Here is a 24,554-nt window from a genome sequence, read left to right as displayed (position 1 = left end):
TAGTTTCGCCCATTACGAGGTTTTTCATGACCGCTTTTGCCCTGCCGCCCGAAGCCGCCCGCCTGCCCGACCCCTACCGCGACGAGATCGGCGTGGTCAACGCGCTGGCCCAGAGCCTGGGCGCCGGCCTGAACTGGCCCGCCGTCATCGAACAAGCCCGCCCCTGGGTGGAGCAGGTGCGCGCCAACCCCGCGCCCTTTTGGGCCATGGAATCGCTGCTGCGCGAGTACCCCATCACCAGTTCGGAAGGCCTGGCCCTGATGCGCCTGGCCGAAGCCTTGCTGCGCGTGCCCGACGCCCCCACCGCCATCGCCCTGACGGCCGACCAGCTGGGCCGCGGCCAGTTTGACGGCGGCTCGGACGGCCCGCACAAGCTCTGGTCCAGCCTTTCGGCCTCGGCCATTTCCCTGTCCAAGAAATTCCTGCCCGATGCCGAAGGCCAGGGCGGCCTGCTGACCCGCCTGGGCGCGCAGACCGTGGTGGGCGCCACCGTGCGCGCCATCCAGCTGCTGGGCCGCCAGTTCGTGCTGGGCCGCAATATCGGCGAGGCCATGGACGAGGCCGCTTCGGCGCGCAAGGCCCAGCCCATGCTGCGCTTCAGCTACGACATGCTGGGCGAGGGCGCCCGCACCGAGGCCGATGCGCGCCGCTACCACGCGGCTTACATCGGCGCGATCAAGGCGATTGCCGCCGGCGCCAAGGCGGAATCGCCCGAGTCGGCCGATGGCATCTCGATCAAGTTGAGCGCCCTGTTCTCGCGCTACGAAGTGCTGCAACGGGAGCGTGTGTTCGCCGAGCTGCTGCCGCGCGTCTGGGAGCTGATCACCCTGGCCGCGCAGGCCAATATCAACCTGACCATCGACGCTGAAGAAGTCGACCGCCTTGAGCTCTCGCTCGATGTGCTGGACGCCCTGGCCGCCCGCATTGCCACGCATTACCCTCAGTGGCGCGGCTTCGGCCTGGCCGTGCAGGCCTACCAGACCCGAGCTCTGGCCGTCATCCACGAGGTGGCCGCCATCGCCAAGAAGCACCATCTGCGCTTCATGGTGCGCCTGGTCAAGGGCGCGTACTGGGACGGTGAGATCAAGCGCGCCCAGGAGCTGGGTCTGGCCGCCTACCCCGTGTTCACCCACAAGCAGCACACCGATGTGTCCTATCTGGCCTGTGCCCAGGCCCTGATCCAGCACGCCGATGTGATCTACCCGCAGTTCGCCAGCCACAACGCCGGCACCATCGCCGCCATCGTGCAGATGGCCAAGACGGCCAATGCCAAGTTCGAGATGCAGCGTCTGCACGGCATGGGCGAGGGCGTGTACCGCGAGGTGCTCAAGGCCGGCACCATCCCCTGCCGCGTCTACGCCCCGGTCGGCGAGCACCGCGACCTGCTGGCCTATCTGGTGCGCCGCCTGCTGGAGAACGGCGCCAACTCGTCCTTCGTCCATCAGCTGGCCGACGTCAACGTCCAGGTGCCTGAGCTGCTCGGCTCGCCGCTGGAGCAGGTGCAGCCCTACAGCGCCCTGCCGCTGCCGCGCGCGCTTTACCAAGACCCCAAGGGCCAGGGCCGTGCCAATTCCACCGGCGCCGACCTGACCGATCTGGCCCAGCGCCAGGTCTATCTCGACGCCCTGGCTCGCACGGAAGTCCAGCCCGTGCCCGAGGCCACGGCCGAGGACGTGGCGGCCGCCATGGCCCAGCTGCAAGCCGGTTTCAGCGCCTGGAACATCACGCCTGCGCATGAGCGCGCCGACATCCTGCGCCGCGCCGCCGATGCGCTCGATGGACGCATCCACGAGTTCTGCGCCCTGCTGGTCAAGGAAGCCTACAAGACCCAGGGCGACTGCGTGGCCGAAGTCCGCGAAGCCGTCGATTTCCTGCGCTACTACGCCGACCAGGCCGAGCAAGACGGCCCGCGCATGCAAGGCCGCGGCGTCTTCGTCTGCATCAGCCCCTGGAACTTCCCCCTGGCCATCTTTGCCGGTCAGGTCGTCGCTGCCCTGGTGACGGGCAACACCGTGGCCGCCAAGCCCGCTGAACAAACGCCTTATGTCGCCAAGCGCTTCGTCGAGCTGCTCTATGCCGCTGGCGTGCCGCAAAGCGCGCTGCAGCTGCTGCATGGTGCCGGTGAAACCGTCGGCGCCGGCCTGGTGGCCGCCCCGCAGACGGCCGGCGTCTGCTTCACCGGCTCCACGCAAGTGGCCCAGATCATCAACCGCACCCTGGCCGCCAAGGAAGGCGCCGTCGTGCCCCTGATCGCCGAAACCGGTGGCCTCAACGCCATGGTGGTCGACTCGACCGCCCTGCCCGAGCAGGTGGTCGATGCCGTGGTGCAGTCGGCCTTCCGCTCGGCCGGCCAGCGCTGCTCAGCCCTGCGCCTGCTGTGTGTGCACGAGAGCATTGCCGATGGCGTGATCGAGATGCTCAAGGGCGCGCTGCAAGAGCTGTGGGTCGGTCGCCCGGCCGAGCTGGCCACCGATGTCGGCCCGGTCATCGACGACGAGGCCTTCGACAACATCGCCAAGAACGTGGCCCGCCTCAAGCGCGAGGCCAAGCTGATCGCCGAAGCCCCGGTGCACGATGCGCTGCCGCGCCTGATCCAGCCAGTGGCTTTCGAGATCCCCGCCATCAGTGCCCTGCGCCAGGAAATCTTCGGCCCGGTGCTGCATGTGGTGCGCTGGGGTGGCGATGTGGATGCCGTGGTCGAGCAGATCAATGCCCTGGGCTATGGCCTGACCCTGGGCATCCAGACCCGCATCGACAGCCGTGCCCTGCGCCTGGCCGACAAGGCCCGCATCGGTAACGTCTATGTCAACCGCAACATCATCGGCGCGGTCGTTGGCGTCCAGCCCTTTGGCGGCGAAGGCATGTCCGGCACCGGCCCCAAGGCGGGCGGCCCGAACTACCTCTACCGTTTCTGCGCCCTGCCCCTGGTGCCGGCCCCGGCCGTGCCCGCCGTGCTGACCGCCGAAAGCGCGCCCGCTGCAGGCGTGGCTGCCACGGTGGCAGCCCTGGCTGCCGGCCACGAGGTCTGGAGCGCCCGCGCCCTGGGTGAGCGCGCCACCGTGCTGCGCCAGGCCTTCGAGGGCCAGGCCGGTGGCTTGCAGGTCAACGCCCGCCTGAGCCTGGCCGAGCGCGTGCTGGCCGACCAGCGCCTGCCCGGCCCCACCGGTGAGAGCAACGAGCTGCGCCTGCACGGCCGCGGCGTACTGCTCTTGCTGGCCCAAGGCGCTGCAGCGCCCGATCTGGCCCTGGCCCTGGCCGCCGCCTTGGTGGCCGGCAACAGCGTGGCCCTGCTCAGCGACAAGCCGGGCGAGGCCGAGCGCCTGCAGCAACGCCTGCGCGCCGCCGGCCTGCCGGCCGAGGCCTTGCTGGTGCTGCCGCAAGGCGGTGCGGCCACCCTGGCCGCCCTGCTCGACGACGAGCGTGTCTCCGGTGTCATCCTGGCCGCACCCGATTCTGCGACCGAGCGCAGCCTGGCCCGCCAGCTGGCCGCCGACAGCGGCGCCATCCGCCCGCTGATCACCGCCCCCGAGGTGCAAGACCCGCTGCAGCAATACCGCTTCAGCGCCGAGCAGACCCTGACCATCAACACTGCAGCCGCGGGCGGCAACGCGGCACTGCTGGCGGGCCTGCACTGACCCCTCGTAGGCTCTGAGCAGCTGATTGGTGGAATCGTGCGGTTCGGGCCGCACGTCATCTCCGGGAAGCCGCCACTGCAACTGGCAGTGGCGGCTTTTTTGTATCCGTATGTTTCAAGCGCTGGGGGATGCGGGGGCGGGCAGTCCCCAGAGTTGTCGTGGCATTGCCCGATGAACACGAGCTTTCCGCGGAGAAACTGTCCTACTTCAAACTGGGCAATCCCAAGTTCTTGGTGGCGGGAAAACCATAGGGTGGAAGACCAGGGGCAACGTTGACTTTTGTCACATCCACATGCTCCACTTTTGTCCTAGCGTGTAATTCGTTATCTCTTCGAATTTTGTCGCCGCCCAGGTGACCGCGCCGATTTTGTGTGGCCACCAAGGGGGAACTGTGCGACCAAGCAGCGGACTGTTTGATCTCGCGATCCGTGCTTTGCGCAGGGTGGCTACGCCATGGCTTCTTGCTTGCGGTTTGCTGCTGCCTTTGCACATGGCTCAGGCGGCAGCTGAGCGCTACGAGTACGACGGCCTGGGGCGTTTGATCCGCGTGATCGACGCCAGCAACAAGGTGACGGAGTATGAGTACGACGCGGCCGGGAACATCCTGGCTGTGCGTACCGATGGAACGGCCCAGCCCCCGACGGTCAGCAGCGTCAGCCCGACCGCCTTGCGGCGCGGCAGCAGCAGCCGGGTCACGCTGGTGGGCACACAGCTCGCGACAGCTGCCTTGAGTGCGGATGATCCAGAGCTGTTGATCTCTCGCGTCAGCCGTACTGCAACGTCGATCAGCTTTGATCTTCAGGTGTCCAGCCAGGCTGCGCTGGGCCTCAGCGTCTTCCGCGTGAGCTCCATTGCTGGCACAGCGACGATCGGCTTACAGATTCGACCCGCTATGCCGCAGGCTTCGGTCGCGCCTTTGCCTATCGCGATCTCTCCATCTGCAGGTGCAGCAGGCTTCGATCTGACTCTGGATCACGCGGATGATGAGAGTCATCAGTTCAGCCTGTCCGTGGTACGGCCCGACGTGGCGACGGTGAGCCCTGCGACGCTGTCGATTGCGGCTGGGCAACTGAGTGCACGTTTCGCGGTGCGCGGCCTGACAGGGGGGAATACCGAGCTGCGATTCAGCTCACCCACTTTGGGCGTTCTGCAAGTTCCCATCTTTGTCACCATCAATCCCGAGGGCATCAGCTCTGCACGCGCCGCGCTGGTGGGCGTCGAGGTTGCGCGCCCGGCGCAGCCCCAGCCTGAGGTGTCTGCATGGCTGCCTGCACCCCTGGTGGGTGTGACCATGGGCGGCTCGGTGTGGCTGGATACCCAGCCGCGCTACCTGAGCCTGGGTGCGACCCAGACCTTGACGGTGATTGGTGAAGGCCTGCCAAGCGATCTAACGGCGGCGCTGCAGCCAGATCAGGGCTTGAGTGTCGGCGCCGTGACCGTCGCCCCCGATGGCAAACGCGCCAGCATCTCCGTCACCGTGGATGCGAGTGCGAGCACAGGCCTGCGCAATCTGGAACTGCGCTCGGCAGGCGCGGTGCTGCGCCCGGCGCAGGTGGGTGCGGATGACATTGATGTGGTGTTGCCGCGCCCGCAGATCCAATCAGTGGCGCCCATCTATCTGACGGCCGGCAGCACGGTCAGTGAGTTTGTGATCCGTGGTCGCTATCTGCAGGATGTGACCTCGGTGGAGGTGCGCGGTGCGGCTGGTTTGCGCTTGGGTTCGACCCTGACTGTCAGTCCTGACGGCGGCAGCTTGACCGTGGGTCTGCAAGTCTTGCCGAGTGCTGCGGCTGGGCCGCGGGTGATCGTTCTGGGCAGTCCCAGCGGCAATAGCGATGAGACGCCCAGCGCGGCCAACACCGTGACTGTGTACGACGACAACAGTGGCTGGAAGAACATTCAGAACTTGAGTGCTGATGTGGTCGGCGTCGAACTGGCACAGAGCCCGGGCGACCCTCAGGCTGTGAGCTCGGTGCAAGTGGCGCCGCTCGTGGGCGTCACCTTTGGCTCGGTCATCAGTGAGATGACGCCGCAGAGCATCGCCAAGGGCGACACACGACGACTGCGCTTCCAGGGCTGGGGACTGCAAGGCGTCGATGCCGTGCGCGCAGAACCAGCCACCGGTTTGAGTCTGGACGCCATCACCGCTGCGCCGGACGGTCAGACCGTGGAGGTGACCGTGACCGCGGCTGCCGATGCGCCCCTGGGACTGCGGCGCCTGGTGGTGAGTGCGGCCGGCGTGACCATCCCCTACGCCGCCGCGCAGCAGCCCTTGCTGCTTGTGACGCCGGTGCTGCCCGTCCTTGAATCGCTGGATCCGCCCACCGTCAAACCAGGCAGCACGCAAACCCTGGTTCTGCGCGGCCGTAACTTCCTGAATGCGCAGGCGGTTCGGGTTCAGCCTGCAGAAGGTGTGTCCGTTGGCGCACCCGACGTGAACGCTGAGGGCACCGAGCTGCGCGTGACCCTGATCGTTGCTGCCGCTGCGGGTCGGGGCGCTCGAACCGTGAGCGTGCAGACTGCAGCCGGTGAGACCAATCTGAACCCGGGCCCCAACAATCAGTTGCTGATCGGTGATCCACAGTACGCCGTCAACGGCTTGACGGCGGCGGCGGTCGGCGTCCAGTTGGCCCAGGTGGCCCCCGAGCCCAGCGTTCCTGCGCAGCTGCAGGCTGCATTGGTCGGCGTGGAACTGACACAGAGCACCGTCCCGAGCCAGCAAGACCTTCTGGTGCAGGCCTCGAACACGGGTGTCTTGCTGGGGGCCGGGGTCATCGATGTGGCACCTACGGGCCTGCTGCGTGAGCAGACGGTGGAGTTGACCCTGCGCGGCCATGGCCTGCCCAATGAAGCGAGCTTGCGGATTCTTCCGTCGGGGGCCTTGACCCTTCAAGGCACAGCGCAAGTCAGCCCGGATGGCAGCAGCCTGCGCCAGACGGTGGCCGTCAAGGCCGATGCGCCCCTGCAGGTTTATGAAGTGCAGGTCCTGGATGAGTTGGGCAAGCCCATTGCAGTGCTCGGCCATGAGAGCCGCTTGCAACTCCACGTCGCGGCAGCCTTGCCAGAAATTGTTTCGATCGAACCCATCCTGGCCCGCCAGGGCGATGTGATCGTGCTGCGGGTGCGAGGCCTTCGTTTGAAGGGGGTCGATCGTGTCGAGGCAGAACCAGCAGGCGCTTTGATCATGGGCGACACGCCCAGCGTCAACGCCGAAGGCACGGAGCTGACGATTCCCGTGGCAGTGCGCGCCAACGCCCAGACCGGCGCCTACACCATCCGCGTCTTCAACCGCTTCGGGGGTTCGTCCTCCCTGGCTTCACCGGCCAATACCTTCACTGTCTACGTCAAGGAGGGTTCGCCATGAGCCATTCGTTTGATGCACTTTCTCGGTTCACTTCCTCTATTCCTTCGATCTCTACCGATTCCAGCAAAGGAGGCCGCGTCATGCGTGCACATCACCGCTCAGAAACCCCGTTGGCTCCCTCGCTGGCTCGCCTGGCCCCTCGTGTGACGCCGGGCTTGAGTCGCGTGACCCATGCTGTGCTGGCCTTGTCTCTGATGGCAGGCGCCTCTTCCGCCATGGCCTTCATCAGCGGCAGCACCGGTGCTGATGGTGACCTGGCGCCGGCTGTGGATACGGTGATCACGCTGCCACCCTCGGGCATCCTCAACTACGCCAGCATCAATATTCCGGCGGGCGTGAAAGTCACGTTCAAGAAGAACACCACCAACACGCCGGTGGTCTTGCTGGTGGCGGGGAATGCCACGATTGCGGGGACGATCGATGTGAGCGGTAAGTCTTCGACAACCTCTGGAACCGCGGGGGACGGTGTGATTGCCGATGATGGCAATCCAGGTGAAGGCGGGCCAGGCGGCTATTCGGGCGGACGTGGAGGTCGGCCAGGTGCCGCAGCACTTCTTGAACGTTTGGGTGGCAAAGGACTCGGCCCAGGCGGCGGCTTGGCAGGTCCCCGTCAACTCTGCAACGGCGAAAGCTACGAGAACCTCTACTCCATCGGCTATTCCGGCGGCGGCGGCGGCGGATTTGGCTCACTAGGTTCGAATGGTGGCTATTACAACTGCAGCGCGACAACGGCCGGCCCGGCATACGGATCGGTAGAACTGCTCCCCTTGGTCGGAGGTTCTGGCGGCGGCGGCGGGATCGGTGGCCCGAACTTTTCAGGGTCGGGAGGTGGAGGTGGTGGTGGTGCTCTTTTGATTGCGGTGTCCGGGACACTCACCGTGAACTCTTCTACCGGCAAGATTCTTGCCAACGGCGGAAATTCCGGATCGGTTTCGGGCGCCGGTTGCGATACAGCCAACCAGTCTTCTGCAGGCGGAGGGGGTAGTGGCGGTGCCATTCGCTTGATCGCGACGAACTTGACGGGCAATGGTGAGATCTCCGCTCGATATGGCAGCTCTGGTAGTGCCAGTTGCGGCGCATCGGGGGGCGCGGGTGGCAACGGTCGGGTTCGTCTGGAGGCAGAGTCTGTCACTCGGACGGCAGGCACAACGCCCGCGGCCTCTACCGCACAACCCGGCCCCGTCTTCATCGCCGGCACCCCAACCCTGAAGATCACCAGCGTGGCCGGCGTCAATGTGCCGGAGCCTCCGACCGGCGTGGCGGATGTCAAGCTGCCAGTGGGCACGGCCAATCCAGTGACGGTCACATTCGCGACCACGGGCGTGCCGGTCGGCAATACCGTGCGTCTGGCCGTGACGCCGAACAACGGGCCGGAGGTCAGCACGGTCAGCACGGCCCTGGCCGGCACGCCGCAGGCGGCCACGGCCAGCGCCACGATCGCGCTGCCGGGCGGCTCCAGCACCCTGCAGGCCACCATCACCTACACCGTCGTGGTGGCCATGGGCAATGCACTGTCGCAGTTCGCGCAGGGGGAACGGGTTGAGCGCATCAGCCTGATGGCCGGTCTGGATGGTCGTTCGCGCACCACCCTGATCACCGTCAGCGGCCGCGAGTTTGAAGCCACGCCGGAAGCTTTGGCCATGCTGCGCGCGGCCAGCATGGGTGGCTGAAGGCCTGCTGACCGAATGAAAAAGCGGCCCGTCCGGGCCCTTGGTTTTCTTGTCCAGATGATCGGTCTCCGGCCGACTCACCGCAGCTTGGTTCAGAACTATGTGGCAGCACCGCAGACCTGTGAACGCGACGCCGACCCTGGCGCCTGAAAAGGCATTCAGGGGGCTTGGGTTTTTGGCCCTGAGACGTTTGCTGTGGCCCATTCTGATGATGGGGCTGGTGTGGGCCTGTCTGCTGGCGCCGCGCGTTTGGGCGCAGGCCAACAACGGGGCGGCTCCTTTGCTCTCGGCCACCGAGTTGAGTCTGGAGAACGGTGCGTCCAGCAAGCTGCAGCTGGTCTTGCCGGGCCCGGCTGAACGTGCCCAAACCTTTGTGCTGAGCACCACGGTGGGCCAAGTGGTTCAGGTGCCTCAGCGGGTCACGCTCAACCAGGGCGCCACCAGCGTGGAGCTGCCGGTTCAGGCCGTGGGCGTGGGCAAGACGGTTCTGCGCGTGGGGGGGGCGACGCGGGTGCTGAGCGCCAGCATCACCGTGATCGACGGAGCACCGCGCTTGGTGCTGTTGGAGCCCTCGCCGGGCGGAGCCACGCGAGGCGCGCCCCTGAGCCTGCAAGTGGGTCTGAATGCCGTTCCGCGCGAGTCCGTACGCGTGAGCTTGCGGGCACCGGGCGCCAGCGACAGCGTGGTGCAACTGCCCAGCGAAGTGATCCTTGCGCCCGGGCAGCAACGTGCCATCGTGCCCGTGACGACCTTGGAAGCTGGCGTCTACCCCGTGCAGGCCGAACTGGGGTCTGATGTGCTGGAGGCCTGGATTCGCAGCACCGAGGCGGCAGCGCGCCCGGTGAGCCTGCTGCCTGATCGCAGCCTGGTGGAGCAGGGTGCGAAGGCCAAGCTGCAAGTCCGCCTCAGCGGCTTCAGCCAGCAGGAGCAGGACCTGATTCTCAAGGCCGAGCCAGCCAACATCGTGCAGCTGGCAAGCTCGATTCGTGTCCCTGTCGGTGTGGACCGTGTGGATCTGCCCTTCACGGCCTTGAAGTCGGGTCAGGCCACGGTGACGGTCTCGGGCGGTGGGCGCAGCCTGAGCGCGCAAGTCCAGGTCCGCGATGCCCTGCCCGCCACCACCGCGCCCAGCGTGACCCTGGCGCCGCCCAGCCTGATCCTGGCGCCGGGCGCCAGCGGACAGGTGGTGGTCAATCTGGATGCCGTGCGTGGCTACGACCTGCTGCTGAACCTCAGCGTGCTGAGCCAGCAGAGTGCCGCCACGGGCAGCTCCGCGCCGGTGGTTCAGATTCCGCCCACCTTGTACGTGCCTGCCGGCGAGCGTCAGGCGGTGTTCCAGGTCCAGGCCCTGTCTGCCGGACAGGCGCGCTTGTCGCTCAAGGCCTACGGCAATGTGCAGGTGGCGACCCTGGATGTTCAGGTGCGCAATGATCTGCCCTTGATCACCGGCCTTCTGCCCGGGCAGCAGAACCTGCCCAAGGGCAGCATCGGCCAGGCCCAGGTCAAGATCGCCCCGGGCACCTCGCAACCCAGTGACGTCACCGTGCGTGTGGATGCGCTCAATGTGGTGGGTGTGCCCGATGCGGTCACGGTGGCCCCCGGTCAAACCAGCGCCCAGGTGCCCGTGACGGCTTTGAACGAAGGCGTGGCTCAGCTGACTGTGGGCCTCAACGGCAGCCATGCCAGCGCTCAACTGCGCGTCACACCCGCGGAGGTGGAGGAACTGCGCCCGCCCGCGGTGTTCGAGCTGGGCTTGGGCAACACCACGGCCTACCCGCTCAAGGCCTTGATGACCGACGGTAGCGAGGTGGATCGGGTCGACGGGGTCCTGCTGCGCAGCGAGGACGAACGCATCTTCAAGGTCAACACCCAGGGCCAGCTCGAAGGCGTGGCTGTGGGCGAAGCGTGGCTCGAACTCAAACTGGCGGCCTTCACTGTGCGCGCCAAGGTCCGCGTCAAGCAATGGCCGGCCTTGCAGCTCACGCCCGCGCAGGCCGAGGTTGGCGTGGGTGGAACGCAGGCTTTCGTGCTGAGCAGTGCAGCGCCTGCTCCGGCTGGCGGCTTGTGGGTCGCGCTCAGCTACAGCGGCCAAGGCTCAGCCGAGCTGCCCAATGCCGTGTTCCTGCCCGAGGGCAGCAGCAGCCAGAGCTTTATGCTCAAGGCCTTGAGTGAAGGCAACATCAGCGTCCTGGCCGAAGCGCCCGGCCGTCAATCCGCACGGGCCCAGGTGGTGATGCGCCAGAGCCAGCTGAGCATCAGCTCGGTGGATCCCCTGCGCGGCAGCCTGGGCACCGTGGTCACCATCCGGGGATTGGGCTTTGATCCGGTCGCGGCCAACAACCAGGTCTGGATCGGTTCGGCCCTGGTGGAGATCGTCTCCGCCAACCCCACCGAGCTGAAGGTTCGCATTCCGGCCACGGCCAGCACCGGAGCCATCAAGGTGGCCACTTCGCTGGGCACAGTCAGCGGGCCGGTGTTCACGGTGGATCAAGCCCAGGATGCGGGTCTGAGTGCCACGCCCAATCAGCTGCGCCTGCTGCGCGGCAGCGAAAGCACCTCGGTGATCGGCATCGTCAGCACCGGCAGCCAGAGCTTCAGCGGCGCCATGAGCTTGAGCATCAGCGGTCTGCCTGAGGGCGTCACCGCCAGCTTTGATCCCAAGCTCTTGCCGGCGGATCGCACGGCCACATTGCGTCTGCAGGCCGGATCCAACGTCAAGCCGGGCAGCTATGCACTGGAGGTGCGCGGCAGCGGCAATGCCTCGGCCGGGCCTATCACTCGTACGGTGGCACTGACCCTCAATGTGCCCGACCCGGTCGCAACGCCCAGCACCGGCGTTCGCGGACGCTTCGTCACCCCGGAAGGTCAGCCGATTGCCGGCGTGATCGTGCGTGCCGACACCGGCGCCCAGAGTTCCCCCGTCACGGCCACCGATGCCTCGGGTGGCTTTGAACTAGCCGGCCTCAGCGAAGGCCCGTTGACCCTGCGCTTTGACGCCACACCGGCCAACCCGCTCTATCCCATCTGGCCCTTCAGCGTGCAGGTCAAGGCCAACCAGATGGTGGTGATCAAGGACTTCGTCATCTCGCCGCCACCGGTTGTTGAGAACTTCAACACCATCAACAACACCGTGACCGAGCAGCGCATCCGCGATGAGCGCTTCCCGGGCCTGGAGATCGTCTTGCCCGCCGGCGCCGAGATCATCGGTTGGGATGGGGTGAAGAAAACCCGGATTGCGGTGGAGAAGCGTGAGATTTCCGAGCTGCCGGTGGTGACGCCGCCGGTGCCCACCGGCGCCGCCTACCAGCTCTACTTCGGCACACCTATGGGCGGCATTCCGAGCAAGCCCATCCCCATCACTCTGCCCAATGACACGGGGGCTGAGCCGGGCGAGACGGTGAACGTCTGGTTCTTCGACGGCAGCCCCATGGGCGGCACGGGCGAGTGGAAGATCGCCGGCCAGGCTGTGGTCAGCGCCGACGGCAAGACCGCCCGCATGATCAGCGGCGGCCTGACGCGCTTCTGCGGCGTGTGCGGCCTGGCCTGTCTGGAGCGGCCGCCCAAGCCGCCGCCGCCGCCGCCGGCTTGCCCCAAGCCCAGTGGCGGCAATCCGGTCGACCTCTTGACCGGGCAGGAGCTGACACGCACCGGCGGTATGAGCTGCAATGGCCACACCCCGGTTGAAACGGGCCGCAACTACAACCCCATCGACGCCTTTGGCAATATCGGCGGCACCGAGGGTTCCATCGGCTATGGCTGGGCCCTGGATCACGACGCCATGCTCCTGGCCGGCAGCACGGTGCGCCTGGTTCTGCCTGGCAACGTACACCATGTGTTCGCGCCCGAGGCCGACGGCAGCTTGCGCAACCGCACCGAGCCGGCCTTCGATGGCGCCCGCGCGGTGCAAATCGATGGGCTCTGGCGCATGCTGTTCAAGGACGGCACGCGCTGGACCTTCCAGGCCTTTGCTGGCGCACCCGGCAATGTGCGTGGGCAGCCGCAGTTCCTGGTCGAGACCCTGTCACCGAGTGGTGCCAAGGTCACCGTGGCTCGCAACAGCCGGGGCCAGCTGCTGTCTGTGGGCACCGATCTGCGACGCATCACGGCCAGCTACGGCAGCAGCGGTTTCATTGAGTCGCTGAGCGACCCCGAAGGCCGGACCGAGCGATTCAGCTACACCCCGAGCAAGCGCCTGGCAACGGTCACCGATGCCGACGGACGCGAGACCCGCTACAGCTACGTCAAGGATGCCGACATGCCGGTGGATGCGGCCTGCCGCCACGTGCTGCCGCCGGAAACCGGCGAGCGCATCAAGACCATCCAGTACCCGGGGCTCGCCAATCCCACTGAGAACTTCTACGGCAGCAGCCGGCGCGTGCTGCGCCAGACCACGGCGCAGGGCAAGGAGTACCGCTTCAGCTACCGCGTCTCGGGCGCCTGCATCACCCGCGTGGGCAGCCCGGGCCAGGTCTGCTCCGGTGCCGCCTGCCCGATCGAAGACAGCTGGGAGAACTATGAGGCCGGTTGGCGCTTCCACGGCGGCCAGGTGCTGGCCACCACGACGCGCGAACCGGATGGCACGACCCGCCTGGCCCGCTTTGGCAGCCAGGGCCAGGTGCTGGAGATGAGTGACAGCGCCGGTGGCCGCACGCAATGGACCCGCGATGCGCAGAACCGCCGCACCAAGGTGGTGGACGCCATCGGTCGCAGCACGCGCATGGTCTACGACGACCTGGGCAATGTGGTGCGCCAGATTGACGCCTTAGGCCGCATCACCGACATCCAGTACGACCCGCTGTGGAACAAGCCCAGCAGCGTCAGCCGCTACGCCGATGACGGCACGGCCCAGACCTGGCGTATGGGCTATGACAACAAGGGCAATTTGAACCGCTTGACGGATCCGCTGGGCCGCCAAACCCAGATGGACTACAACGCCAATGGCCAGTTGACGGCTCTGACGGATGCCTTGAATCAATCCAGTGGCATGGGCTACAACGCGGCCGGCGACCTGGTGCGCTTGGTCGACGGCCTGGGCAACACCACTCGCATCAGCACCGACCGCAGCGGCCGGCCCCTGAGCAGCACCGACCCGCTCAGCTACACCAGCAGCAGCGTCTCCAACGGCATCGGTCAGACCACCGAGATCGAGGATCCGCTGGGCGGCAAGACGCGGATGACGTATGACGCCGGTGCGCGCCTCAAAACGGTGACCAACCCCTTGGGCAAGGACATTGCCAGCTACAGCTACGACGAGTTTGGCCGCCTGGCCAGCCGCAGCGATGCCCTGGGCGCCCTGGAACGTTACAGCTATGACGCCGCTGATCGCGTGTCTGAAGTGGTGGACCGCAAGGGCCAGACCACTCGCTACAGCTACGATGAAGCGGGCCGCGTGACCCGCATGGAGGCGGCCGACCGCACGGTGGACAACAGCTATGACGGCGCAGGTCGTTTGACGCGTGTCGAGCAAAGCGGCCTGGCCGGCGCCAGCCGTATCGACTACGAGTACGACGCCGCCGACCGATTGGTTCGCGAGATCCAGACCAGCCAGGGCCGCAGCCAAACCGTGAGCTATGCCTACGACCGCCTGGACCGCCGCATCAGCCGCAAGCTCGACGAGCAGGACGAGGTCCGCTACGACTGGGATCTGGCCAACCGCCTGACCGCCATTCACTATGCCGGCCAGAGCACGCGCTACGACTGGGATGCGGCAGGGCGCTTGAGCAAGAAGACCTTGCCGAACGGCATCACGGCCGACTACAGCTACGACGCCGCCAACCGGCTCCTCAGCATCGATTACAAGAAGGCCGACGGCAGCCGCATCGAGCAGATCAGCTACAGCTATGACGCTCGCGGCCAACGCACCAGCAAGACCTTGCTGAACGCGAGCACACGCAGCGAAACGCCGATGACGGCGGAGTACGACGCCGCAAATCGCATGAGCAGCATCAAGCTCCGCCCCGGTAGGCCGGACGAGCAGGTCTGTTCTTTGAGTTATGACACCAATGGAAATCTGAGTGAGAAGAGCTGCACGGGAGGTTCGTCAGCGGGAGTGACTCGGTACAGCTGGGATAGCCTGAATAAGCTGATCGGCATCAGCGGGCCGGGATCGGAAGCAGCCTTCAGTTACGACGTGCTGGGACGGCGTGTTAGCCGCACGATCAACGGTGAGCAAACTCAGTTTGTTTACGACGGGGAGCAGGCGATTGCCGAGACCCGCAACAATGCCAAGACCGCTCTGCTGACGGGCTTGGCAATTGATGAATTAATTGCGACATACCACCAAGGACAGCAGCGTGTGACATTGACAGATGCGCTGGGTTCGGTGCTGGCTTTGACGAAGTCCGATGGTTCACGTGTGACCAGCCTGGCTTACAGCGCTTACGGGGAAACTGCGAGCAGTGGAGATGCGCCGAGCAGCAGTGCCGCGTACACAGGGCGGGAGCAGGACGAGGGAAAGCTGTATTTCTACCGGGCGAGGTTCTACGATCCGCAACTCAAGAGGTTCCTCAGTGAGGACCCGCTGGGTTTGGAGGGAGGCCTGAATACTTCTGCCTATGCCGAAGGTGATCCAGTGAGGAAAACTGATCCTCTGGGACTGGCAACTTATATCTGTAAGCGTCCATTGGGTGGCTCGCCCGGCTCATATGCACCTCCACTTTTGAACCACACCTATGTATGCGTTGGAAGCGGAGCGAACATGACCTGTGGAAGCACGACAGCTTCGAGCGGTGGTGCGGTGAGTAATATTTTTGGCAGTAGCCCAGGCAAGCCAACGACATCAGCCACCGATTACTACACACCTGAAGCTTGTGAGGAGCGCCAAGGCGACGACAGTTGCATAGAGATTTGTATTGCAAATGAGTTGAAGAAACCAACGCGCCCGAGATATGGAGTTGGCCCGTCTGGTACTGACTGCCAAGAATACACCGAGGATGTTGTCAGTACTTGTGAAAGACGCTGCGTTCGGCGGTAATGATTACAAGGCGAACTATCCTTTTGATCCTGTGGCTTGTAGCCCTCGCAGCTGTATTCGTGTGGACTATGGTCAGCTATAACGCACAGACTGTCCCTGAGCTGAAGTACGAGATACTTCTTCGACATGGACTTTTGATGCTTGTCTTGGCAATGCCAAGTGGGTGGATTGCAAGTGCTTTGGTTGGAGCAATTGTGGGTCTTGTCGGAATTGACGTAGCTGGCATGGCTGATGCGCTACTCGTGTCGCTCACTTGTGCCGTTGCAGGCTATGTTCAATGGTTCGTGTTGCTGCCGTGGCTATGGCGCAAGTGGAAGGCAAGGCGGGAAGACTGTCCTACATCCTCTGTCTGAAAAAAGGCCACTTGAAACCACTGCCTGCCTCTAAAGCTTCGGGATTCCGGCGCATCCTCTATTTAACCGGTGACTGGGCGCGCTGCGTATTCTTACCGCGCATCGCGGAGCCGCCCTTTTTGGCGCGTTCATCTTGTCGTCCGGCGCACGAGATTCGGGTTCAGACTCCGGCTTAAAAGGCGACCACAAGATTGGATGCCATTAAACGAGAGCAACAATTGGTGAGCACGGAATGCACAGCCTCTTGTCTAAGTATTCATGACGGAACTCGGGGTCGAACTCGCGAACTCAGCGAATTCAGCGCAGCGAACTCATGGTCAGGTCTTAAAAGTTAAGTGTTTCCGGTGCCGGCCCAAAAAGCACGAGCAAGACTAGACATATCAATCGGCAGACACAATTATTCGCTTTCATGTTTTGCCTGACGCACCATTTCAGAGGGCCCGCGACTATGGTGGTTGGCGTTTTCCTTGCGGAGGGCGTACTTGTGAGTTTGTGGGGATGTCCCAGTCAATCGAGGGGAAGCGCTGGATTTGTTAAGCCCTCGACGAGGGGTCAATTGAATTTGCGTCGGCCATGTTTACGGTCAATCAGGGCTTTGCTTGAAAAGTTGAGCTGTAGTTTGAGTTTGCGGAGATTTAGAGGTGATGCTACTTGGTTTGGGTTGAGCGGGATTAGGCGCAGTGATTTAGGTTTGATTTGAAATCTACTTTTGTGGAGAGAGGGATGGCTGAAGAATCAATCGTCCTTAAGGCTGCCGGTGTGGCGTTTGCACTCCTGAGTACCTTGGGTGCTGCGGTCGCGCAGCAGCGCGAAGAATCATGGTCCGCAACCGATCGTCTGATCGTCAAATACAAGAGCCCTGCTTTGCTGAATAGCGAAGCAGCGACGCTGCCGACAGCGCAAGAAAGGACTGCGCTCAATGCTGCGGCCTCCTTCGGTGCCAGCCTCCGCCCTTTGCGGCGCACGGCACGCGGCGCCCAGGTGCTGCAGCTCGACCGCGCGCTGAATGTGGCGACCGTCGCCCAAATCGCTGCCCAATTGCGCCGCGAGGACCCGACTGTGGAATACGCCGAACCAGACCTGCGCATGCGACCGCATTGGACGCCGGCCGATCCGTACTACGGCAGTCTGTGGGCCCTCCATGATCCGTTGGCTGGTATCCGCGTGAGTTTTGCCTGGGATCGCAGCCGAGGCCAGGGCGTGACCGTGGCTGTTCTGGATACCGGCTACACGGCCCACTCTGATTTGCAGGCGAATCTCCTGCCTGGTTATGACTTCATTGGCGATGCGTCCAGGGCGCGCGATGGCGATGGCCGTGATGCCAACGCCAGCGATCAAGGCGATTGGCGCGCCGCCGGTGAATGCCCGGCGCCGTTTGCCGGTGCGGCCAACAGCACTTGGCATGGCACCCATGTGGCCGGCACCATCGCGGCGCTTGCCGACAACGGCATCGGCATCGCCGGTGTCGCTCCTCAGGCGAAGATCCTGCCGCTGCGCGTGCTGGGCAAATGCGGGGGTTACACCTCGGACATCGCCGATGCCATCGTCTGGGCGTCCGGCGCCCCGGTCTGGGGTCTTCCGGCGAATCCCTATCCAGCCAAAATCCTCAATCTTTCGCTAGGCGGGTCTGGCAGTTGTGGCCAGACTTATCAGGATGCCGTCAACACGGCGCGCAACCAGGGTGCCCTGGTCATCGCCTCAGCAGGTAACGACAATGTCGATGTGCTGAATGCCACCCCAGCCAATTGCACAGGCGTGTTGGCAGTAGCTGCAACCGACCAGCAGGGCAACAAGGCCTCATTCTCCAATTACGGCTACCGCATCGCGCTCGCAGCGCCTGGCGTAGGCATCTATTCGACCTACAACAGCGGCAGCAACTGGCCGGCCACTGAAACCTACCAGTACATGCAAGGCACCTCGATGGCCGCACCCCATGTGAGCGGCGTGGTGGCACTGATGCTGGCGGCCAATCCCTATCTCAATGATCGGGATCTTGAGCGTCTGTTGCTCCGTACTGTCCGGGCCTTCCCGGGAAGCTGCAGCTCCTGCGGCGCCGGTTTGTTGGACGCTGCTGCGGCCGTGGCCGTTGCGGCGGGGAATCCGGCGGCTGCGCCCAAGGTCGAGATCATGTCGCTGGCCTTCAGCGGTGGCCTCGGTCAAACCGCCCGAGAGGCCATGGTGACAAACGGGCAGGGGCCCTACAGCTATCTATGGACTGTCAGCGATCCAGAGTTCAGGTTGCAGACGCCTCAGGCTCGCAGCACCCGGGTGAACGCCAGCGTGCCCTATTGCGAAACCGTGAGCACGACCCTCACTGTGAAGGCGACCGATTCGCAAGGGCGCAGTGGTACAGCGAGCACCTCCATTCGGTTCACCAATCCGCGTGTGCCGGGCCGCCAATGTCCGTAGCGACATCGGCGTGCGGGCTGCGATCAAAGAGTCGCTATCCTGCCGCTTCCATGCCTCCTCACTCCCGAATACTCGCCATCCTTGCCATCCTTGCCATCCTTGCCATCCTTGCCATCGTTTGTGCGTCGAGCTCCGCACAAGCCCAGCCCGCTGTGCCTATCGCGGCAGCAAGCCAGACCGGTGCTGACGGCAATCTGTTGAGCGCCGCCGAGGCCACGGGCGAGTCGGTCCAGGATCTGACCCATCGCAGCAGCGCCCGCGTGGTGCGCATGCGGCAGCACAATCCCCTGCGTGCCGCACGCATCTTCAGCTACTTGCGCGTGGCCCAGTGGCAGGCCCTGCATCTGGGAGAGCCGGCGGAGGCGGAGCTCGCCAGCCTGACCCCGGCGGCCCAGAATGCTCTGACCACACAGACTCTGGCGCAGACCGCCGCCTGGCTCTTGCCTCAGGAAGCGCAGGCGCAGTGGCAAGGTCCTGCTCTCCAGGCGGAGCAGGCGCTGGCCCCCGCGGAACGCGAGCGTCTGCGTGGATGGAGCCACGCAGCCAGTGCTCAGATGATGCAGCGCAGCCTCCATGATGGCGCCGACGCCAGGCGCCGCCCCCTGCCCAAGCCCGCCTGGCAGCCCGGGCTGTGGGCGCGGACGCCGCCGCTGTTTGCCGAACAGCCGACCGAGCCTCAGGCACCTCAATGGCTGAACTGGTGCGCGGGCACCGACGCCTTGCAGCCACCGCCGCCGCCGGCTTACGGCTCGACCCGGTGGGTGAGCGATATGCGCGAGGTCATGGACGCGCGCGCTCGGCTGAATGAGGCCCAGAAGGCAGCCGCCGAGCGTTGGAACCTGGACGCCGGCAGCATCACCCCGCCCGGCGTCTGGAACGCCGTGGTGCTGGAGTATCTGGCGCGCAATCCCCTGCCACTGCGAGCTCATCACGAACTCCTGGCGCGTCTGAACATGGCCATGCACGATGCCTTGGTGGCCGCCTGGCGCGTGAAAGTGCAGTACTGGACCGAGCGGCCGGTCAGCGCGATTCAGCGCGAATGGCAGCCCGACTTTCAGCCCTGGGTGGTCACGCCGCCGTTTCCCGGCTATGTCTCGGGCCACGCCACGGTGTCGGGCGCCGCCTCTGTGGTGTTGAGCCACTTCCTGCCGGAGGCTTCATCGCGCTGGCAGGCCCTGGCCAGCGAGGCGGCCATGTCCCGCCTGTGGGGCGGCATTCACCCACGCTTTGACAACGACGCCGGCTTGGAGCTCGGCCGCCGCGTGGGTGCGCGTTGTCTGGAAGTGCCGGCGCCGCAGCTGAGCCGGCCCGCTCAGGGCAACAGCCAGTAGCTCGCTGCGCTGCGTTGCTTGTTTGCGCACAGGCGCTGGGCCTGGATCAGCAGGGGCCCTGCGGGCGCGCCATCGAGGGGCAAGCGAAGCGAAGGTCCGAGCAGCACCGTCTCTGTCGTCGCTGTGCTCGATGCGCCATCGGCCGGTGACCAGCGCAAGGCCAAGGAATCGCGGTCACGCGCCTGCCACCGAATCAAGGCATGCGCTTTGTCGCGAACAGGCGCCGACCCTTCGGCCAGCAGCGGGGCAGGGCAGCTGGCCTTGCTGTCGCCCTGGAATTGCCTGAGCACCGTCGGCTTGGATCGTTGCCCGCCCTTGCACAGGCTGATCAACTCCACCTGCAACTTCAGCAGGCGCCATGGCTCCGGGCTCCCCGGCAAGTCGAGCGCCGCTTCGCTCGTCGTCTGCTCCAGGGTGTGCACGACCTCCGCCTCCGGAACCCGCCACTGGGCCCATACCAGATACGCTTCGGCCTCAGGCACGGCCTGCCATTGCAGACGGTGCCTCTGACCTTCGGCGTGTGCGGGCCATGCGGCCATCTCCGGGCTGGGGCATTGCGCCCAGCAAAGGCTGGACATCCCTAGAACAAAGGCCATGAGCGCGTTGCGCCTCCCGTGAACCGGGGGTGGTGGATTCGATATGTTCATCGCCTAACTTGTATCCTACGATGCATGCTTATGGTGTCAGGTCTTGCCTCTAGGTCGGATCGACACGCGGGCTGGGGCCACATTGGCCTGGATGGTTCAAGTTCGTGCAGCCGCCCCGCTTCTCGCACGCTGAAGGATGAAGACATGCGAAACATCGTGAACAAGCTATTTCTGTCTGCTGCGCTGCTGGGCGCCAGTGCAAGCGTTCTGGCTGGGCCGGTGGCCTTGAACGGAAATGGCGATTGGTACAACTTCAATGTGATCGATGGCTCCGGTGCCTGGCTCAACGATGCCTTCACGCCGCTGGAGTTCAGCTACAGCAGCTCGACCAGCTTCACCTTGCGCATCACCGACTTTCTGTCGGCGGGCGAGTTCACCGGTTTCCGCGTCAATGGCAGTTACTTTGGCGCCACCAATGTCGTGGCCGAGGACTATTCCGAGCTGGCTTTCACGCCCGATGAAGCCTTTGGGCGCGCGCTTTGGAGCCAAGGCAGCTGGCAGTTCGGGCCGGGCAGCTATGTGTTCAGCGGAGATTTCGGGCGTGCCCCGGCCGGGCAGGGTGTCATGGCCATTTCCGTGCAAGGCGGCAATGCCGTGCCGGAACCTTCGGCACTGAGCTTGCTGGCCCTGGCCGGCTTGGCGGCCGTTTGCGCACGCTCGCGCCGTCACAAGGTCGAATCCTGAGCCCAACTCGGCCCAGCAAGCAATCAGGCTGGGCCGGCTTCGCAAGCCTCAGATCAAGCCCGCGGCTTGATTGGCGCTGCGCGGCCGCGGTGCGATCGAGCATCGCCCAAAGCAGCCTTGCATCCACGTATGCTTTGCGCCCTTGCCAGTGCTGCCGAATCGGGCCGGCTGGTCCGCTTCGGATTTGCAGATGAAACCCAAGACCTCCTTGCTGCTACGGCGCCCGGTGCCGCTGGCATGTGTTCTCGTTCTTGTCGCCGCCGCTCAAGCGAGCCAAGCGGCCCCCATGGGCGCTGAGCCGGCGCAAGCCTCGGTTCACAAGACGACGCTTGACCGGTCCCCATCGGCGGGCCGCGCTTCGATGTCGGCCCCCGCCCTCCAGCGTCTGCGCCAGCAGCTGCAGCAGCAGGACTACCGCGCGGCTCGGCCGCAGCTGCAAGCGCTGCTGCGCCGCCATGCGGCCGGGCAGGCGCTGGGCAGTGAAGAGGGCGAGCTGATGTACCGCTGGTTGTTTGCCAGCGAGAACCTGGCCGAGGTGGGGCGGCGCACGGCGGCGGTGCTGGAGGAAGGCAGCGCCGCCACGGCCGCCGATCTGCTGGCGGCGGCACGCCTGGCCCTGGATCTGCGCGAGCTGGACCGGGCCGAGGTGTGCTTGCAGCGGGCGCAAGCGCAGGCTCGCAGCGTGGCCGAGCGGGCTGCGGTCTTGCGTGGCCAGGGGCAGCTGGCCTACCAGCAGCGCAACTACGATGGCGCCCTCGCACTGCACCAGCAGGCGCTGTCCCTGCAGCCCAGTGCCGATGGCGAGCAGGCCCTGGCCGAGACCTTGATCCGCCTGGGCCGCACGGCCGAGGCCGTCGCCGCCGCCGAGCGTGCTGTGGCCCTGGACCCCTTGCACGAGCAGGCGCATTACCACCTGGGCAATGGTTATGCCCGCAAGAACTACAGCGAGCTGGCGGCCGAGTCACCGGCCGCTTTTGCCGCCGCCAACACCTTGATCCGCCGCGCCGCGCGCGCCTTTGACCGCGGCGAGCTGCTGGCGGCGCGCCGCCTGGCCGCCAGCGCTTTGGTTCGCTGCCCCGGCCATGGCCGTGCCCATGCCGTGCTGGCCAAGGCCATCGAAGGCCTGCGCCTGCGCCAGGACCCGCACCGGGCCGCCGACGAAGCCCGCTTCGCCGCCACGCCCATGCCCCAGGTGCCCGCCATCGAGCGCTACGTGCTGAACTGGGCCCAGCTCTCGCCGCGCCATCAAAAGCGCGTGGCCCTGTCGCTGGCGCCCTGGAAAGCCTTCATTCCGGTGTTGGTCGAGGGCGGCGCCACGCACTTCATCAAGCCTCTGGACATGCGCCTGTCCGAAACCCCCGGCGCGCAAGCGCTCAAGGACCAGCGCATCGGCTACGACTCGCGCCTCTGGGACGATGTGCGCGGCATGGGCGGCTTCAACACCGTGACCGGCATCGAGGATGTGGAACGCTCCATCTTCGGGCGCTACAACACCGTGCTGCATGAGCTCAGCCACCAGGTCCACGGCGTGCTGACGGCCGACACGGCCCGCGAGATCCAGGAGCTCTACCGCCGCGCCAAGCTGCGCGATGAGCGCAGCAAGAACGCGTTTCTGTCGCGTTATGCCGGCGGCTCGGTCTGGGAGTATTTCGCCGAGGGCGCCAATGCCCTTGACTCGCCACGCCGCGATGCCTTCGACACGCGCGAGATCGTGCGTGAGCGCCTGCAGGCCATGGACCCCGAGCTGCAGGCCCTGGTGCAGCGCCTCTTCGATCAGACCGACACCCGTGCCAGCCTGCCCATCGCCTTGGTCAACGCCGGCCACCACCGGCTGGAGTCGGGCGAGTTGCCCGCCGCGCGCGGCTTTTTCGAGCGCGCCCGCGCCGTGGCGCCGCAGGACGAGCTGGTGCTGACGGCATCGCTCTACGGTGGCTCGCTGGCCGGTGACGCCGCGGCGGTGCACCAACTCGCGGCCGAGCTGCAGAGCCGCTATCCGCGCAGCGGCGCCGTGCTCACCTCGGTCCTGGACGCGCTGTGGCACAGCGGCCAGCCCCTGACCGAGCTGACGGCCCAACTCAGTGCACAAGCCCAGGGCTTGACGGGCGAAGACCGCCAGCGGGTGGACATGGCCTTGGGCGCCCACCAGCTGCGCCTGGGCGCGGCGGCGCCGGCCCTGGCCGCGTTCGAGTCGGCCTTGGCCTACCAGGGCGACAGCCCCGAGGCCCTCTGGGGCAAGGCCGCCGCCCTGGCCCAGGCCGAGCGCTGGGACGAGGCCTTTGCCGTTTACGAGCAGGCCTTGCGCCTGCGCACCGGCCTGGTGGAGCTGCGCCGCGATCTGGCCCGCGATCTTTTGCGCGCCGGCCGGCTGGAGCCCGCTCGTGCCCAGCTCAAGGAAGCCGCGTTGCTGGACCCCAAGGACGCCGGCGTGCTGGCGCTGCAGGCCTGGGCTTCGCTGTTGAGCGGCGATGCCGCTTCAGCCCTGCGCCAGGCCGAGGCTGCGCGGGCGCTGGACCCATGGGCTGACCTGGCCCTGATCATCCAGGGCGCCGCCCAAGCCCGCCTGGGTCGGCCTGAGCAGGCGGCAGCCAGCTGGGCGCCGCTGCGTCAGCGCCATGCCGACGCAGCCAGCGGGCCGCGTTACGTTTACCGCGCCGCGGCCTCGGGCTGGGTGTCGGTCAACGAGCAGCCGGCCTGGGAGCGGCGTCTGCTGGAGCAATTGGCCGGCGGCTCCTGATCAGAACCAGCTGCTGATCGCCGCCAGCGGCTTCTTGATGCCACCATGCACCGGCACCAGGCAGCCCGGCTTGGGGTAGCCCACGACCAGCAGGATGACGGGCTTCTCAGAGTCCGGCCGGCCGCAGATCTTGCTCAGAAAGCCCATGGGGCTGGGCGTGTGGGTGAGGGTGGCGAGACCGGCGTCGTGCAGGGCGCTGATCAAGAAACCGGTGGCGATGCCCACCGATTCGGGCACGTAGTAGTGGCTGAAGCGCTCGCCCTGGGCGTCGATGCCGTACTTCTGCGCAAAGATGGCGATCAGCAGCGGCGCCTCTTCCAGGAATGGCTTGTTGGCATCGGTGCCCAGCGGCGCCAGGGCGCGCAGCCATTCCTCGGGCGCGCGGCCGTTGTAGAAGGTGCGCTCTTCTTCCTCGGCCTCGATGCGGATCTGGTGCTTGATCGTCGGGTCGCTGATGACGGCGAAATGCCAGGGCTGCTGGTTGGCGCCCGAGGGCGCGGTGCCGGCGGCGAGCAGGCATTGCTCGATCACCTCGCGCGGCACGGGCCGGCTGTCGTAATCGCGCACGGTGCGGCGGCGCAGCAGCTGCTGGTAGTTGCGGCGGGCGCGCTCGATCATCTGTTCGGGCGGCAGCTCCTGGAAAGCGGGCAGGGCCTCCATGGCGGGGGCGGGCCGCTCCTGTTGAATCGTCGTTTCGGTCATGGCTGGGTTCTCCTCCGTCGCGCCTCGGGGTTTGGACTGTGGATCGGCTGCG

At 65.8% G+C, this 24,554-nt stretch carries 9 protein-coding genes and 1 pseudogene; 8 read left to right on the top strand and 2 right to left on the bottom strand.

Annotated elements, in window-relative coordinates:
• Positions 1-26 precede the first annotated feature (26 nt).
• The 6 genes and pseudogenes from OOB33_RS03415 to OOB33_RS03390 form a co-directional block, all read left to right on the top strand.
• Positions 27-3,011 (top strand): annotated as a pseudogene (locus tag OOB33_RS03415) (L-glutamate gamma-semialdehyde dehydrogenase); the annotation flags it as partial.
• A gap of 1,114 nt (positions 3,012-4,125) precedes the next feature.
• Complete coding sequence (locus OOB33_RS03410) at positions 4,126-6,999, top strand: RHS repeat domain-containing protein (RefSeq protein WP_271007668.1); 2,874 nt, start codon at positions 4,126-4,128, stop codon at positions 6,997-6,999.
• Positions 6,996-8,669: a hypothetical protein gene (locus tag OOB33_RS03405; RefSeq protein WP_271007667.1), complete on the top strand. Its 1,674-nt coding sequence runs from the start codon at positions 6,996-6,998 to the stop codon at positions 8,667-8,669. Before OOB33_RS03410 ends, OOB33_RS03405 begins: the two co-directional genes overlap by 4 nt.
• Positions 8,670-8,859: 190 nt before the next feature.
• Positions 8,860-15,642, top strand: coding sequence for an RHS repeat-associated core domain-containing protein (locus OOB33_RS03400; RefSeq protein WP_271007666.1), 6,783 nt, complete (start codon positions 8,860-8,862; stop codon positions 15,640-15,642).
• Between the two features lie 1,076 nt (positions 15,643-16,718).
• Positions 16,719-18,404 (top strand): S8 family peptidase, encoded by a 1,686-nt coding sequence (locus OOB33_RS03395; RefSeq protein WP_271007665.1) that lies wholly within the window; start codon positions 16,719-16,721, stop codon positions 18,402-18,404.
• 152 nt (positions 18,405-18,556) lie between these two features.
• The gene (locus tag OOB33_RS03390) at positions 18,557-19,735 is read left to right on the top strand and encodes a vanadium-dependent haloperoxidase (RefSeq protein WP_271007664.1); all 1,179 of its coding nucleotides are present in this window, start codon (positions 18,557-18,559) and stop codon (positions 19,733-19,735) included.
• On the opposite strand, the gene OOB33_RS03385 is transcribed toward OOB33_RS03390, so the two are convergent.
• Positions 19,717-20,274, bottom strand: coding sequence for a hypothetical protein (locus OOB33_RS03385; protein WP_271007663.1), 558 nt, complete (start codon positions 20,272-20,274; stop codon positions 19,717-19,719). The two genes, OOB33_RS03390 and OOB33_RS03385, sit on opposite strands and share 19 nt — an antisense overlap.
• 252 nt (positions 20,275-20,526) lie before the next feature.
• Here OOB33_RS03385 and OOB33_RS03380 point away from each other — a divergent pair, with 252 nt between their 5' ends.
• Both OOB33_RS03380 and OOB33_RS03375 read left to right on the top strand, forming a co-directional pair.
• Positions 20,527-21,066 carry a PEP-CTERM sorting domain-containing protein gene (locus OOB33_RS03380; protein ID WP_271007662.1) on the top strand — a complete coding sequence of 180 codons (540 nt, stop codon included), beginning with the start codon at positions 20,527-20,529 and terminating at the stop codon, positions 21,064-21,066.
• A 361-nt stretch (positions 21,067-21,427) separates the two neighbouring features.
• Entirely contained in the window at positions 21,428-23,800 is a 2,373-nt protein-coding gene (locus tag OOB33_RS03375) for a tetratricopeptide repeat protein (RefSeq protein ID WP_271007661.1), read from the top strand.
• Here OOB33_RS03375 and OOB33_RS03370 read toward each other — a convergent pair whose 3' ends face one another.
• Positions 23,801-24,502, bottom strand: a complete 702-nt coding sequence (locus tag OOB33_RS03370; protein ID WP_271007660.1) for a nitroreductase family protein — start codon at positions 24,500-24,502, stop codon at positions 23,801-23,803.
• Between the last annotated feature and the right edge of the window lie 52 nt (positions 24,503-24,554).

Source organism: Paucibacter sp. B51, assembly GCF_027863535.1.
Classification (GTDB): Bacteria; Pseudomonadota; Gammaproteobacteria; order Burkholderiales; family Burkholderiaceae_C; genus Paucibacter_A; species Paucibacter_A aquatilis.
Note: the sequence above shows the minus strand (reverse complement) of the source record. Positions and strands in the feature narration are given on the sequence as shown.

Bases quoted from the DNA above. Each gene is read 5' to 3' on its own strand.
- OOB33_RS03370 (WP_271007660.1), bottom strand. From the start codon at position 24,502: ATGACCGAAACGACGATTCAACAGGAGCGGCCCGCCCCCGCCATGGAG.
- OOB33_RS03385 (WP_271007663.1), bottom strand. From the start codon at position 20,274: ATGGCCGCATGGCCCGCACACGCCGAAGGTCAGAGGCACCGTCTGCAA.
- OOB33_RS03380 (WP_271007662.1), top strand. From the start codon at position 20,527: ATGCGAAACATCGTGAACAAGCTATTTCTGTCTGCTGCGCTGCTGGGC.
- OOB33_RS03375 (WP_271007661.1), top strand. From the start codon at position 21,428: ATGTCGGCCCCCGCCCTCCAGCGTCTGCGCCAGCAGCTGCAGCAGCAG.
- OOB33_RS03395 (WP_271007665.1), top strand. From the start codon at position 16,719: ATGGCTGAAGAATCAATCGTCCTTAAGGCTGCCGGTGTGGCGTTTGCA.
- OOB33_RS03405 (WP_271007667.1), top strand. From the start codon at position 6,996: ATGAGCCATTCGTTTGATGCACTTTCTCGGTTCACTTCCTCTATTCCT.
- OOB33_RS03410 (WP_271007668.1), top strand. From the start codon at position 4,126: ATGGCTCAGGCGGCAGCTGAGCGCTACGAGTACGACGGCCTGGGGCGT.